The organism is Saccharopolyspora soli (assembly GCF_022678645.1).
In the GTDB taxonomy this organism is placed as follows: domain Bacteria; phylum Actinomycetota; class Actinomycetes; order Mycobacteriales; family Pseudonocardiaceae; genus Saccharopolyspora; species Saccharopolyspora soli.
In genome coordinates this window covers 19,613-32,894 of the sequence record NZ_JALBWV010000049.1, presented here as the reverse complement: position 1 = coordinate 32,894, position 13,282 = coordinate 19,613, and the positions used below count along the sequence as shown (strand labels likewise).

Below are 13,282 nucleotides of genomic sequence, written 5' to 3'. Positions count from 1 at the left end.
GGTGTGATGCGCCCGTGCCAGGCATCGTTGCGCTGAGTAGCGCACTAGTGCGACCGCGGCGTGATGTTCGTTTCTCCTGCCTACCCCGGCTGGTGTTCGAACCCGTGCATAAGTGACAATCTTGACAAGTGGTGGAGGGGAGTATTCCTTCGCGACGGTGTCGTCATCACGGAACTTGCCTGGACAAGCCCGGTGCCGTCGACCGATCTCAGATCGGTGGAAGAGACCTCCGGTCCCCGGCTTTTGCCCTGAACCGGAGGTGATGGATGGGTACCGACGTGACGTTGTTTGCGCAGCAGGCGCAGACCACCGTCGATCGATTGGCCGTCCCGTGGTGGATTTGGGCCGCCACGCTCGGCGGTCTCGCCCTGCTGCTGTTGCTCGACCTCGTGATCGTGGACCGCAAACCGCACGAGGTGACCACTGGCGAAGCCGCCAAGTGGGTCGTGTTCTACGTGGGTTGCGCGATCCTGTTCGGGATCGGGGTGTGGTTGTTCGGTGACTCGCACTTCGCGATCGAATACTTCACCGGATACATCACCGAGTACTCGCTGAGCGTGGACAACCTGTTCATCTTCATGGTGATCATGTCCAGCTTCGCCGTCCCGTCGATCCACCAGCACCGGGTGCTGTTGATCGGCATCCTGCTCGCACTGCTGATGCGCGGCATCTTCATCGCGATCGGTGCCGCGTTGATCGCGCAGTTCGTCTGGGTGTTCTTCATCTTCGGCGGTTTCCTGATCTGGACCGCGGTCGGCATGGTGCGCAAGAAGGACGAGGACGAGGAGTACACCGAGAACGCCATGGTCCGCTGGGTCCGCAAGGTGTTCCCGATCACCCAGGAGTACCACGGTGCCAAGTCGAGCGTGAAGATCGACGGCAAGCGGTTCCTGACCCCGATGTTCGTGGTGATCGTCGCGATCGGCAGCGCGGACCTGTTGTTCGCGGTGGACTCGATCCCGGCGATCTTCGGCATCACCCAGGACCCGTTCCTGGTCTTCACGGCCAACGCGTTCGCCCTGATGGGGCTGCGGCAGCTGTACTTCCTGCTCGGCGGCCTGGTGGACAAGCTGGTCTACCTGTCGGTGGGGCTGGCGGTGATCCTCGGCTTCATCGGCATCAAGCTGATCCTGCACGCCTTCCACGAGTACCACCTGGTGCCGGACTGGATGGAGATCAACAACTGGATGTCGTTGTCGGTCATCGTCGTCGTGCTGGCGATCACCACCTGGGCGAGCATGGCGAAGTCGAAGAAGGACGCCGAAACCCAGGAACAAGAAGCAGCCGAGAACGCCTGACGGCGTCAACTCCAAACCGACTGAAGGGCACCTTTCACCGGCTAAACCGGTGAAAGGTGCCCTTCGCTTCGGAGGCTGAACCGCACTCTTTCAATCCAACAGCGTGTAGCTGAGTTCTTTGCACACTCGTCCCAGGGGCACGTCCAGGCCCGGGTGGCTCAGCGGTAGCAGTACGTCCGGGGAGTCCGGCAGTGCGGTTGCCGCCGGGGGGTCCCACAGGCACAGCGATGGGTTGCCCGCGTCCATCGACGATCGGTACCAGAGCCCGTCGAGCTCCGGGTACGCCGCGCGGATTCCGCGCGCCCATGCCTGGGTGCGGAGCTTGGGACCGCTGTTGATCGCCTGCGAGGCACCCGCTCGGGTGGGCCACAGGCCGGTCAGGTCCAGCAGCCGGAGCGTCCGACGTGGACGGAACAGCACCAGGTGCGGGCTGCGCGTCCGGCGATCCACTGTGGATGTCGCCTGGTAGACCTCGGCGATGCAGGTCTGCACCGACAGCGAGAAGTACAGCACGCCGTGTTCGCGGGTGACCGTCGGACCGCCCTGGGTGTTGGGCAGGTGAGGGTCGAATCTGGCGTGCGGCAGCGGTCCGGCGTAGCGGAAGGTGTTCCACTGCTGGGGGTGGTTGCCCCCGGAGGTGAACACGCGCACCAGGCGAGTGCCCGCGGGCACCGCGATGACGTCTTCGGTGCGCCGGAGCATCGCCTGCAGCGCAGCGGGAGCAGGCGGCTGGGGTAGCCGTGCCATGGAGGTCCTGGGGTGGGGTCTCGAAGGTGGGGGAGAGCGCTCAGGCCGGGGTGCCGATCGTCGCGGCGAGTTCGGCCACCCGCTGCGGGTCGCCGCCTGCCAGCAGCCACTCGCGCGGGCTCGCGGGCCGGTCCCCGAGTTCGAGGTCCTCCTGCGGCGTGGTCATGAAGTTGGCCAGCACGAGCGCGGGCTGGTCGATGGGCATCAACGCCAGCACCGTGTCCAGGCCGGGCAGCACGTCGGTCTCGGTGAACTGCCAGGCGGGCAAACGCCACCCGCCGCGGTCCTTCCAGCCGATCAGCCGTCGCTCGCTGACGCGGTGGCGGATCCGGCTGCTGTCCACCCCGACCCGCTCCGCGGCCTGGTTGACCGACAGCGCGGTGTCGCGCAACACGGCCTGTTCGGCGACGGTTCGCGCGCGCGGGTCGACTTCGGCGTCGCTGAGCGGCGTCAGGTCCAGACCTGCTTCGGCGAGTGCGGCTCGCTCCGCTTCGGTGAAGTGCGCGGCTGGGTCCACCTGGGGCGAGGTGAGCTTCTTGGCGGCATCCTCGACCAGATTCAGGAATTCGTTGGCGGTGACCTTTAAACCGGCACGTGCCAACACGGTCTCCAGCGCGGCTGACATAGGTCCAGGGTAGCGCGGGATTGCGGAAATGTGTGCGCGAACGTGCGCCTAGTGCGAAATATCACTTTTAGTAGCATGTGGATTGCGCACTGTGACGGACTTCCGACTCCGGTCGGGGTGTTCTTCGGCGTAATAGTGGCCGGAAACACCCCGCCGGAGGCGGAGTTGATTACGGCAGGGCGTCCAAATGCGCCCGAACCGGGTCGGAGAATGCGTTCCCGCTGCTGGCGTCCCAGTTGATCGACCAGGTCATCACGCCGCTGAGTTCGGGGTGCGGCTGTTCGGGGGTGTACTGGCCGCAGTCGGTGGCCGCGGTCAGGCAGCTCAGCGCGTTGTTGACGACCGTCGGTTCTACGTAGCCGCTACCGGCCGCGGACGCCGATGCCGGTAGGCCGAGCGAGACCTGGTCCGGGCGCAGCACTTGCAGCAGGTTGCACGCCTGGGCGGTGATGAAGTCGACCGAGCCCTGGCTGTAGACCTGTCCGTCGCAGCCGTTCATCGAGCCGGAGTTGTAGTACTGGGTGTGCACCACGGTGAGGATGTCCTTGACGTTGTTGATCAGCTCCAGGTACGAACCGCCCGGCTGCACGTCGATGGTCTGCGGCGCCATGGTGAGCACGAAACCGTCACCCACCTGATCGCGCAGTTGCTGGATCGCGCTGGTCGTGTTCGGGACGTTGAGACCGTGTTCGAGGTCAATATCCAACCCATCAATGCCGTAATCGGTTAATATTTTTCCAACCGAGTCGACGAAGTTCGCGACGTTCGCTTCGCCGCCCAGGTCGATGTTGCCCTTTTCGCCGCCGATGGACAGCACGAATGTCTTGCCCTCGGCCTTCTTGGCGGCAATGTCTGCTTTGAGTTGTTCGTCGGAATATCCGCCGAGTGTGGTGGCCAGCTGCGGGTCGACGGTGAAGGTGACCGCGCCGGGGCGGGCCGGATCGGCATTGGCGAAAGCCAGCACGATGACGTCGTAATTGGCCGAAACGTCGCTGATGCGCAGCGGTTGGGCATTGTTGACGAAGTTCTGCCAATAGCCGGTGAGCTGGTGCTTCGGCAGGGCTTGCGGGGCGGCGGCCGAGGCTGTTGGGGCGAATGCGAGCGCGGTCAACACGGCCGCGGCGAACGCGGCCAGTCGTCTGGTCATGCGGGGCCTCCGTGGGGTGAGCGCCAGATGATGTTCTCGCAAAATGGACTAGACCAGTTGTCCGGTCAAGGTTTTGGCGAGGTTGCGAAGCGCGGATTGGGCCACTCGGCGCACGGCGTGCGGCCGAGGGTTGACGAGATTGGCCGGTGCCCGTTGACTGGGCGTACCGACTGGTCGGTCTCGATGTGGAGGTGGCGCGTTGGGCAGCGTGTACGACGAACGGCCTTGGCTGGGGCGCTACGACGGTGAACTGCCTCCGGAGATCGAGCCGCGGTTCGACAACATGCTCGAACTGTTCGCCGCCGCCCGCCGCGATCGTCCCGATCAGGTGGCCATCACCTACTTCGACGGTCGGCTCAGCTACCGGCAGCTCGACGAGCTCAGCGACGGACTGGCGCACTACCTGGTCGAACGGGGTGTCGGCCGGGGCGATCGGATGGCGCTGTACCTGCAGAACGTGCCGCAGTTCGCGATCGCGCTGCTCGCTGGGTGGAAGGCCGGTGCGATCGTCGTGCCGCTCAACCCGATGTACCGGACCCGCGAGCTGACCAAGATCCTCGCCGACGCGCAGCCTGCCGCTGTCGTCTCCTCCGAGCAGGGCTGGCACGACGTGCTCGGCGAGCTCGCCGCTCCGGCCGGAGTTCGGGTCGCGGTCACCACCAGCGAGCTCGACTTCCAGACCCGGCACGACCCGCGACTGTTCAGCAGGCTCGAACGCCGTCCGGCCGCCGGGTGCGCGGACCTGCTGGCGGTCGCGCGGGCGCATGCCGGGCAGCGGCCACCCGAGCTTTCGCTGTCCAGTTCGGACATCGCGCTGCTCGTCTACACCTCCGGGACCAGTGGCGTGCCGAAGGGTGCTACCAACACGCACGGCAACGTGGTGTTCAACGCCGAAGGCATGCGGACCCGCATCGAGCGCGTCAGCGGAAACGGCATCTTCGGGCTCGCGCCGCTGTTCCACATCACCGGTCTGGTCTGCCAGCTCGCTGGCGCGCTGGCGCTCGGGCGGCAGCTCGACTTGGTGTACCGGTTCGAACCCGGCGTCGTGCTCGACGCGCTGGTCGAACACCGGCCCTGCTACATGGTCGGTCCGTCCACTGCGTACATGGCGCTGATGAACCACCCGGAGGTGACCACCGACCACTTCGCTTCGCTGGAACTGGTGCACTCCGGTGGCGCACCGCTGCCGTCGGCTGTCGTGGCGGCTTTCCGCGCGCGGTTCGGGCACTACATCCGCAACGGGTACGGCCTGACCGAGACGACCGCTACGGCGACCTCGGTACCCGCGCACCTGGAGGCACCGGTCGACGAGGCTTCGGGCACCCTCAGCGTCGGCGTGCCCACCTACAACACCGTGCTGCGCATCGTCGACGACGCGGGCGAGGACCTGCCCGCCGGGGAGGTCGGCGAGATCGTGGTGGAGGGACCGATGGTGGTGCCGTCCTACTGGAACAAACCCGAGGAGACCGCGGCGGGCATCCGGGACGGTCGGTTGCACACCGGCGACGTCGGGTTCATGGACGCGCAGGGCTGGTTCTACGTGGTGGACCGGAAGAAGGACATGATCAACGCCTCCGGTTTCAAGGTCTGGCCGCGCGAGGTGGAGGACGTCCTCTACGGACATCCCGCGGTGCGGGAGGTCGCGGTGGTCGGGGTGCCCGACTCCTACCGAGGCGAGACGGTGAAGGCGTACGTCAGCCTGAGCACGGGCGCCTCGGCCACCACCGACGAACTCGTGGCGCACTGCAAGCGGCAGCTCGCCGCGTACAAGTACCCGCGCAGCATCGAGATCCTCGAGGAGTTGCCCAAGACCGCGACCGGCAAGATCTTGCGACGCCAACTGCGGGACACCGCCCGTGCCGCAGCCGAACCACGCTGGGAGAAAGGAATTCGATGAGCAAGCGTTTCGCCGACCGGGTGGCGATCGTGACCGGGGCGAGCCGGGGCATCGGCCTGGCCATCGCCGAACGCCTGGTGTCCGAAGGCGCGAAGGTGACGCTGACGGCGCGCAAACCCGAGCCGTTGGCCGAGGCCGTGCAGGGCCTCGGCGGCGCGGAGCACGCGCTCGGCATCGCGGGCAAGGCAGACGACGAGGAGCACCAGGCAGCGGCGGTCGCCAAGACCGTCGAGACCTTCGGCCGGGTGGACATGCTGGTCAACAACACCGGCATCAACCCAGCCTACGGCCCGCTGATCGAGCTGGAACACGGGGTCGTGCGGAAGGTTTTCGAGGTCAACGTGCTCGCCGCGCTGTCCTGGACCCAGCAGGTCTACCGGGCGTGGATGCGGGAGCACGGCGGTTCGGTGCTCAACATCTCCTCGGTGGCCGGGCTGCGACCCGCGCCGGGCATCGGTCTCTACGGCGGCACCAAGGCGATGCTGGCGCACATGACCAAGGAACTCGCGGTCGAACTGGGCCCGGACATCCGGGTCAACGGCGTCGCTCCGGCCGTGGTGAAGACGAAGTTCGCCACCGCGCTGTACGAGGACCGGGAAGACGAGGTCGCCGCGAACTACCCGTTGCGGCGCTTGGGAATTCCTGCCGACATCAGCAGCGCGGCGGCCTTCTTGCTCTCCGACGAGGCGTCCTGGATCACCGGGCAGATCCTGGTGCTCGACGGCGGTGTGACCCTGAAGGGCGGTGTGTGAGTTGCGGCTTGCCGATGCGGTCGTGGTGATCACCGGTGCGGGCAACGGCATCGGCGCGGCGCTGAGCCGGAAGTTCGCCGGAGCCGGTGCGAAGGTCGTGCTGGGCGATGTGGACGCCGACGCGGTGCGTCGGGTGGCTGCCGAGGTCGGCGGCATCGCGGTGCCCGGTGACGCGGCCAGCGAGGACGGCGTGCGCGCGCTGGTCGACACCGCGCTCAACGAGCACGAGCGGATCGATCTGTTCTGCGCCAACGCCGGGATCGCGCGCGGCGGTGGTCCGGAGGCCGATGAGCAGGACTGGGCGCATTCCTGGGAAGTCAACGTGATGGCGCACGTCCGCGCCGCCCGCGCGGTGCTGCCGCACTGGTTGGAGCGCGGGCAGGGGCACTTCCTGGCGACGGTGTCGGCAGCCGGTCTGCTGACGATGTTGACGGCGGCGCCGTACTCGGTGACCAAGCACGCCGCGCTCGGCTTCGCCGAATGGCTCGCGATCACCTATCGCGACCGCGGCATCACGGTGCAGGCGCTGTGTCCGCAGGGGGTTCGCACGAACATGCTCGGCAGCAGCGACGCGAGCAGAGCGCTCTTGGACAGCGGTGCGCTGGAACCGGAGCAGGTGGCCGAGGTGGTCGCCGAGTCGTTGGACAGCGGCGAGTTCCTGATCCTGCCGCACCCCGAGGTCGCCGACTACTACGCGCTGCGCGCCAGCGAACCGCAGCGGTGGCAGGCAGGCATGCGGAAGCTGCAACGCAAGGTGGAGTAGCGAGGCGTGTCGTCGCCGGTCCGCGCCGAGTCGGACCGGCCGGTGGATACGCTGGGTGGACCGACAGGGGAGGTAGACATGGCGCGGGCGGCGAACGGTCGCACCACTGCCGGGACGGCAGTGGGTGCCGAACCGGTTCCGCAGCGGTTGCTGGCCGTGGCCACGCGGTTGTTCGCCGAGCAGGGCTTCGAGATGACCTCCGTGCAGCAGATCGTGGACGCCGCCGGGGTCACCAAGGGGGCGATGTACCACTACTTCGGCTCCAAGGACGACCTGCTCTACGAGATCTACGCGCGGGTGCTGCGGGTCCAGCACGCGCGCATGGAGAGCGCGGCCGAAAGCGATGCCCCGGTGCAGCGGCGGTTGCACGCGGTGGCCGCCGACGTGGTCGCCACGACGGCCGCCAACCTCGACGACACGGTGATCTTCTTCCGCTCGATGCACCTGTTGCACCCGGACAAGCAGGCCGAGGTCCGCGCGGAGCGGCGGCGCTACCACGAGCGGGTGCGCGAACTCATCGAAGAAGGCCAACTCGCCGGGGTGTTCCGGTCGGACAAGTCGGCGGATCTGGTGGTGGACTTCTTCTTCGGCGCGGTGCACCACCTGGGTACCTGGTTCCGCAAGGACGGCAAGCTCACCGGCGAGGAGGTCGGCGAGCAGTTCGCCGACCTCCTGCTGGCATCGCTGCGCCCGTAGGGGTTGTCAGCCCTCTCCGCCGGAATCGCGGATGGCCCCGGCGCATCGGGTTTCGGTCTTGTTGCGCTGATCGATAATTCTGCCGCCGGGGGTTGCGCCGCGGGTGGTCGGAAAGGTTCGCTACCGCTTGCGTTTTTCGTGAGCCCCGGTAGCAGGAGCCAGCATGAGCAGTGAGACCCGAGCCGAACGGCCGCCGAGGATCGACCGGGCGCTGAACCTGGTCGAACGGATCGGCAACAAGCTCCCCGAGCCGTTCCTGCTCTTCGGGGTGCTGTTCCTGATCGTGGTGGTGGTGTCCACCGTGGTCGCGGCGTTCGGCGTCACGATCCAGATCCCCGGTGCCGACGAGGTGACCCGGATCCGGGGCGCGCTCAGCGGCGAGGGCTTGGAGTTCCTGTTCACCAAGATGGCGGAGAACTTCATCGGGTTCCCGCCGCTGGAAACCGTCGTCACCATCATGCTCGCGGTGGGGTTGGCCGAACGCACCGGCCTGCTGACCGCGTTGATCCGGGCCGCGTTCGGCGGGGCACCGCGCTGGGTGCTGCCGTACGCGGTGGGGCTGGTCGGGATTTCGGCCAGTGTGATGGCGGATTCCTCGATGATCATCATTCCGCCGCTGGCCGCGCTGGTGTTCAAGGCCGCCGGACGGCACCCGGTCGCCGGGCTGCTGGGCGGGTTCGCCTCCGTCGGTGCCGGATACTCCACCGCACCGGTGGTCACCAGCCTCGACGCGCTGTTCTCCGGGATCAGCAACAAGGTCGCCGAAACCCTGCCGGATCCTGGCACCGTGGTCACCCCGGTGTCGAACTACTACTTCAACCTGGTCTCGTCGATCGTGCTCGGGCTGCTCGCCGGGGTGTTGATCGACAAGGTGATCGAGCCGCGCATGGTGCGCACCGGGGTGCCGCGCGAACAGGCCGACGCGGCGGACGAACCCGAGGTCAAGGTGGGACTGGAGGCCGCTGAGCGCCGCGGGTTGATCTGGGCGGGCATGGCGTTCCTGATCGCGTTCGGGTTGGTGCTGCTGCTGGTGCTGTGGCCGGGTTCGCCGCTGCGCAACGAAACCGGCGGATTCCTGCCGGAGTCGCCGCTGCTGGATTCGGTGACCACGCTGATCTTCCTGGGTTTCGCGGTGCCCGCCATCGCCTACGGGGCGCTCGCCGGATCGATCGAGCGGGCCGGGGACGTGCCGAAGCTGATGGCCGCCGCACTGCGCGATCTCACCGGATTCCTGGTGCTGGCGTTCATGCTGGGCCAATTCATCGCGCTGTTCAACTGGACGAATCTCGGTGCCTGGGTGGCGGTTTCCGGTGCGGACCTGCTGCGCGCGCTCGGCTTGGACGGCTACCCGGCGTTCCTCGGGTTCATGGTGCTGGCTTCGGTGCTGAACCTGTTCATCATCTCCGGCTCCAGCCTGTGGACGCTGATGGCGGCGGTGTTCGTCCCGATGTTCGCGTTGCTGGGCTTCGAGCCGGGCTTCGCGCAGGCGGCGTTCCGGGTGGGCGACTCGGCGACGCAGATCATGACCCCGCTGAACCCGTACATGATCATCATCCTGGGCTACCTGCGCCGCTACGAACCGAGCGCGGGCATCGGCACCCTGGTGGCCCGCATGGTCCCGTTCGTAGCCCCGTTCTGGCTGCTGTGGGCCCTGATCCTGACGGTCTTCTACTTCGCGGACCTACCACTGGGCCCCGGCATGGACATCCACATCGGCCCCTGACCCCGGAAGGGTGAGGAGTGAAGGGCACCTTTTACCGGCTTACTCGGTCAAAGGTGCCCTTCACTCGGAGACTTTGTCAGAAGACGACGCGGGAGAGGGATTCTGCTACGCAGGCTGGTTTGGTGGCTCCTTCGATTTCCACCGTTACCTTGATCGTCAGTTGGAGGCCGCCGTCCACTTCGGTCACGTCCGCCAGTTCCGTTGTCGAGCGAACTCGGGCGCCTACCGGGACCGGGTTGGGGAAGCGGACCTTGTTGAGGCCGTAGTTGATCCCCATCTTGGTGCCCTCGAACCGGTAGGTCTCCGAGTTCAGCTTCGGCAGCAGGCTCAGGGTGAGGAACCCGTGCGCGATCGGGCCGCCGAACGGGCCCTGCTTGGCTCGCTCGATGTCGACGTGGATCCACTGGTGGTCCAGGGTGGCGTCGGCGAACTGGTTCACCTGCTCCTGGGTGATCGTCAGCCATTCGCTGGTGCCGAGCTTCTCACCCTTGGCCGCGATGACCGCTTCCTTGCTGCTGAACACTCGCAACGCAAACCTCCTTGGGAGACAACGAAAAGCCGGGGTCGATCTGAACCGACCGCTAAGGCGTCGGCAGGTCGGCTAGTTCGCCGATGCGCTGCCGGTGGACTTCGGCGATGCCGAAGGTGAGCTGGGAGCTCTTGGCCCGCCCCAGGTAAAGGTGGGCCGGGTGCTCCCAGGTCATCCCGATGCCGCCGTGCAACTGCAGGTGCTCTTCGGCGGCCCGCACCACCAGGTCGGAGCAGTACGCCTGGGCGATGGCGACCGCGAGTTCGGTCTCAGTACCGCGGGCCAGCGCATCGGCGGCGTTGCGGGCGACGGCCCGCGCCGAGCTCACCCCGGCCCACAGATCGGCCAGCCGGTGCTTGATCGCCTGGAACGACCCGATCTGGCGGCCGAACTGGTAGCGCGTCTTCGCGTAGTCCACTGTGGCGTCCAGGCAGCGCTGAGCCAGCCCCACCTGCTCGGCGGCCAGCAACCCGGCCGCAGTGACCAGCGCCTGCCGCAGGATCCGCTCGGCGTCAGCACCGGTGGCGATCCGCTCGCCCACTGCGCTGTCCAGGGTGAGCGTGCCGAACCGGCGGGTGAGGTCCAGCGGTGTCGTCGCGGTCCGGGATACCCCGGACACCGAAGTGTCCACCAGGTACAGCGCCGCACCGTCGGCGTCCACCGCGGGCACGACGACGTAGTCCGCGACTTCCAGGTCCACCACCGCCGACACCGCGCCGGTCAGCGTGGCGCTGTCGGCCTTCACCGACTGCGGGAAAGCACCGTAGGGCACGGTGGTCAACCCGACGGCGACGGTGCCGAGCTGCGAGCCGTCGCCGAGTTGCGGCAGGATCTCCCGGGTCCGCGGCTGCCCCGTGCAGGCAACCAGCGTGGCGGTGGTCAACAGGTTGCTCAGGAACGGCACCGGCGCGACGCATCGGCCGATTTCCTCAGCCACCACCGAGAGCTCCCGCGCGCTGGCCCCGGCTCCGCCGAGTTCCTCGGGCACCAGCAGCGCGGCGAGACCCAGCTCCCCGGCGAGGGTGCGCCACAACCCCAGGTCGTAGGGCTCGTCGGTTTCGCAGCGGGTCAGCACGGCGGTCCAGTCGCACCGGTCCCGCAGCAGGCGGCGGACATTCGCGCGCAGGTCCTCTTCCACTTCGCTGTAGAGCAGGTCCGGAGCGCTCATCGCGGCAACTCCTTCCACGGCCGGTCCTTGTCGGTGCGGATCTCCGGCGGCAGCCCGAGCACCCGTTCGGCGATGACGTTGCGCAGGATTTCCGTGGTGCCGCCCTCGATCGAGTTGCCCTTCGCGCGCAGGTACCGGAAACCGGGCCCGCGCTTGGCGAAGTCGGTGAACTCCGGCTGGCGGAACGTCCAGTCGTCGTAGGCCAGCCCCGGCTCACCCAGGAACTCCAGCTCGAAACCGGTGATGGCCTGGTTCAACTCGGCGAAGACCATCTTGACCGCCGAACCCTCCGGGCCCGGATCGCCGACCGCGAGCTGCTGGCGCAACCGCAGGCTGGTCAGCCGGGTCGCCTCGGCGTCCACCCACAGCCGCAGCAGCCGGTCGTGCAGGCCACTGGTGCGATTCTCCGGGTGGTCGCGCCAGGACCGCGCCGCGATCCCGATCATGCCGCCCTCCCGCGCGGGCGCGCGCCCGCCGATGGCCACCCGTTCGTTCATCAGCGTGCCGAGCGCGACCTGCCAGCCCTGGCCGACCTCGCCGAGGCGTTGTGCGTCCGGGATCCGCACCCCGGTCAGGAACACCTCGTTGAACTCGGCTTCACCGGTGATCTGCCGCAGCGGGCGGACTTCCACCCCCGGTGCGGTCATGTCGCAGATGAAGTAGGTCAGGCCCTTGTGCTTGGGCTGGTCCGGATCGGAGCGGGTCACCAGGATCGCCCAGCGGGCCTGGTGGGCCAGCGACGTCCAGACCTTCTGCCCGTCAACCACCCAGCTGTCGCCATCCCGAACCGCGCGGGTGGCCAGCGCGGCGAGGTCCGAGCCCGCACCCGGTTCGCTGAACAGCTGGCACCAGATCTCCTCGCCGGTCCACAACGGACGGAGATAGCGGCGGCGCTGTTCGTCGTTGCCGAAGCGCAGGATCGTCGGCGCCGCCATGCCCAGGCCGATGCTGTTGAGGTGCGGCCGGTTGTCCGGCGCACCCGCCTCGGCGAACGCGGCGTCCACCACCGGCTGCAGTTCTCGCGCGGCACCCAGCCCGCCGAGCCCGGCGGGGAAGTGCACCCAGGCCAGCCCGGCGTCGAAGCGCGCCCGCAGGAACTCCAGCCGATCCAGCTTGCCCGGATCGTTCGCGGCGAGGAATTCCGCCACCCGACCCCGAAGTTCGTCGGTGTCCACGGTCATCACGCCTTCGGTCCACCAGCGACGTAGATCACCTGGCCGGAGACGAAACCGGAGCGCTGGTCGACGAAGAACGACACCGTGTTGGCGATGTCCTCCGGCTGGCCCACCCGCGCCACCGGGATGTTGCTGGCGGCAGCCTTGGCGAAGTCGTCGAAGTCCATCCCGACGCGCTCGGCGGTCGCCTTGGTCATGTCGGTGGCGATGAAGCCGGGCGCGATGGCGTTCGCGGTGACGCCGAACTTGCCGAGCTCGATGGCCAGCGTCTTGGTCAGGCCCTGCAACCCGGCCTTGGCCGTGGAGTAGTTGGCCTGGCCGCGGTTGCCCAGCGCCGAGGTGCTGGAGAGGTTGACGATGCGACCCCACCCGGCCTCGACCATGTGCTTCTGCACCGCGCGGCTCATCAGGAACGCACCCCGCAGGTGCACGTTCATCACCGCGTCCCAGTCGTCCTCGGACATCTTGAACAGCAGGTTGTCCCGGATGACGCCCGCGTTGTTGACCAGCACCGTGGGAGCGCCGAGCTCCGAAACGATGCGCTCCACGGCGGCCTGCACCTGCGCGGCGTCGCTGACGTCGGAGCGGACTGCGAGCGCCTTGCCGCCGTTGGACTCGATCGCCGACACCGTGTCGGCGCACTGCTTCTCGTCGATGTCGATGACCGCCACGGCGAAGCCGTCCTCGGCGAGGCGCTTGGCGGTGGCGGCGCCGATGCCACGGGCGGCGCCGGTGACGATGGCGACACGGCTATCAGCCATT

Annotated in this window: 13 protein-coding genes; 6 read left to right on the top strand and 7 right to left on the bottom strand. The window is 67.7% G+C overall.

What is annotated here, in order from left to right; genetic code table 11:
• Positions 1-320: 320 nt before the first annotated feature.
• The gene (locus MOQ72_RS30680) at positions 321-1,298 is read left to right on the top strand and encodes a TerC family protein (RefSeq protein ID WP_242189263.1); all 978 of its coding nucleotides are present in this window, start codon (positions 321-323) and stop codon (positions 1,296-1,298) included.
• Positions 1,299-1,388: 90 nt separating this feature from the next.
• Here the strand turns inward: MOQ72_RS30680 and MOQ72_RS30675 are convergent, their stop codons facing one another.
• The 3 genes from MOQ72_RS30675 to MOQ72_RS30665 form a co-directional block, all read right to left on the bottom strand.
• Positions 1,389-2,045 carry an RES family NAD+ phosphorylase gene (locus MOQ72_RS30675; protein WP_242189235.1) on the bottom strand — a complete coding sequence of 219 codons (657 nt, stop codon included), beginning with the start codon at positions 2,043-2,045 and terminating at the stop codon, positions 1,389-1,391.
• A gap of 40 nt (positions 2,046-2,085) precedes the next feature.
• Positions 2,086-2,670 carry a DNA-binding protein gene (locus tag MOQ72_RS30670; RefSeq protein ID WP_242189234.1) on the bottom strand — a complete coding sequence of 195 codons (585 nt, stop codon included), beginning with the start codon at positions 2,668-2,670 and terminating at the stop codon, positions 2,086-2,088.
• A gap of 169 nt (positions 2,671-2,839) precedes the next feature.
• Entirely contained in the window at positions 2,840-3,817 is a 978-nt protein-coding gene (locus tag MOQ72_RS30665; protein WP_242189233.1) for a chitinase, read from the bottom strand.
• A gap of 199 nt (positions 3,818-4,016) precedes the next feature.
• On the opposite strand from MOQ72_RS30665, the gene MOQ72_RS30660 reads away from it, so the two are divergent.
• The 5 genes from MOQ72_RS30660 to MOQ72_RS30640 all read left to right on the top strand — a co-directional run bounded on the left by MOQ72_RS30660 (position 4,017) and on the right by MOQ72_RS30640 (position 9,648).
• On the top strand, positions 4,017-5,714 hold the full coding sequence (locus tag MOQ72_RS30660) for a class I adenylate-forming enzyme family protein (RefSeq protein ID WP_242189232.1): 1,698 nt from the start codon (positions 4,017-4,019) through the stop codon (positions 5,712-5,714).
• The gene (locus MOQ72_RS30655; RefSeq protein WP_242189231.1) at positions 5,711-6,466 is read left to right on the top strand and encodes an SDR family oxidoreductase; all 756 of its coding nucleotides are present in this window, start codon (positions 5,711-5,713) and stop codon (positions 6,464-6,466) included. Before MOQ72_RS30660 ends, MOQ72_RS30655 begins: the two co-directional genes overlap by 4 nt.
• On the top strand, positions 6,459-7,229 hold the full coding sequence (locus MOQ72_RS30650; protein WP_242189230.1) for an SDR family oxidoreductase: 771 nt from the start codon (positions 6,459-6,461) through the stop codon (positions 7,227-7,229). Before MOQ72_RS30655 ends, MOQ72_RS30650 begins: the two co-directional genes overlap by 8 nt.
• A 78-nt stretch (positions 7,230-7,307) precedes the next feature.
• Positions 7,308-7,925 (top strand): TetR/AcrR family transcriptional regulator, encoded by a 618-nt coding sequence (locus MOQ72_RS30645; protein ID WP_242189229.1) that lies wholly within the window; start codon positions 7,308-7,310, stop codon positions 7,923-7,925.
• Between the two features lie 163 nt (positions 7,926-8,088).
• On the top strand, positions 8,089-9,648 hold the full coding sequence (locus tag MOQ72_RS30640) for an AbgT family transporter (protein WP_242189228.1): 1,560 nt from the start codon (positions 8,089-8,091) through the stop codon (positions 9,646-9,648).
• A 76-nt stretch (positions 9,649-9,724) separates the two neighbouring features.
• On the opposite strand, the gene MOQ72_RS30635 is transcribed toward MOQ72_RS30640, so the two are convergent.
• The 4 genes from MOQ72_RS30635 to fabG are packed head-to-tail and all read right to left on the bottom strand — an operon-like array spanning position 9,725 to position 13,281.
• Positions 9,725-10,177, bottom strand: coding sequence for a MaoC family dehydratase (locus tag MOQ72_RS30635; protein WP_242189227.1), 453 nt, complete (start codon positions 10,175-10,177; stop codon positions 9,725-9,727).
• A gap of 52 nt (positions 10,178-10,229) precedes the next feature.
• Positions 10,230-11,345, bottom strand: a complete 1,116-nt coding sequence (locus tag MOQ72_RS30630) for an acyl-CoA dehydrogenase family protein (protein ID WP_242189226.1) — start codon at positions 11,343-11,345, stop codon at positions 10,230-10,232.
• A complete protein-coding gene (locus MOQ72_RS30625) occupies positions 11,342-12,526 on the bottom strand; it encodes an acyl-CoA dehydrogenase family protein (RefSeq protein WP_242189225.1) in 1,185 nt (394 codons plus the stop codon). The genes MOQ72_RS30630 and MOQ72_RS30625 overlap by 4 nt, the downstream gene beginning before the upstream one ends.
• Positions 12,526-13,281, bottom strand: coding sequence for a 3-oxoacyl-ACP reductase FabG (gene fabG, locus MOQ72_RS30620; RefSeq protein ID WP_242189224.1), 756 nt, complete (start codon positions 13,279-13,281; stop codon positions 12,526-12,528). The genes MOQ72_RS30625 and fabG overlap by 1 nt, the downstream gene beginning before the upstream one ends.
• Position 13,282 lies beyond the last annotated feature (1 nt).

Excerpts from the sequence above, each read along its gene's own strand:
- MOQ72_RS30675 (WP_242189235.1), bottom strand. The coding sequence starts at position 2,045 with ATGGCACGGCTACCCCAGCCGCCTGCTCCCGCTGCGCTGCAGGCGATG.
- MOQ72_RS30670 (WP_242189234.1), bottom strand. The coding sequence starts at position 2,670 with ATGTCAGCCGCGCTGGAGACCGTGTTGGCACGTGCCGGTTTAAAGGTC.
- MOQ72_RS30665 (WP_242189233.1), bottom strand. The coding sequence starts at position 3,817 with ATGACCAGACGACTGGCCGCGTTCGCCGCGGCCGTGTTGACCGCGCTC.
- MOQ72_RS30655 (WP_242189231.1), top strand. The coding sequence starts at position 5,711 with ATGAGCAAGCGTTTCGCCGACCGGGTGGCGATCGTGACCGGGGCGAGC.
- MOQ72_RS30645 (WP_242189229.1), top strand. The coding sequence starts at position 7,308 with ATGGCGCGGGCGGCGAACGGTCGCACCACTGCCGGGACGGCAGTGGGT.
- MOQ72_RS30640 (WP_242189228.1), top strand. The coding sequence starts at position 8,089 with ATGAGCAGTGAGACCCGAGCCGAACGGCCGCCGAGGATCGACCGGGCG.
- MOQ72_RS30630 (WP_242189226.1), bottom strand. The coding sequence starts at position 11,345 with ATGAGCGCTCCGGACCTGCTCTACAGCGAAGTGGAAGAGGACCTGCGC.
- MOQ72_RS30625 (WP_242189225.1), bottom strand. The coding sequence starts at position 12,526 with ATGACCGTGGACACCGACGAACTTCGGGGTCGGGTGGCGGAATTCCTC.
- fabG (WP_242189224.1), bottom strand. The coding sequence starts at position 13,281 with ATGGCTGATAGCCGTGTCGCCATCGTCACCGGCGCCGCCCGTGGCATC.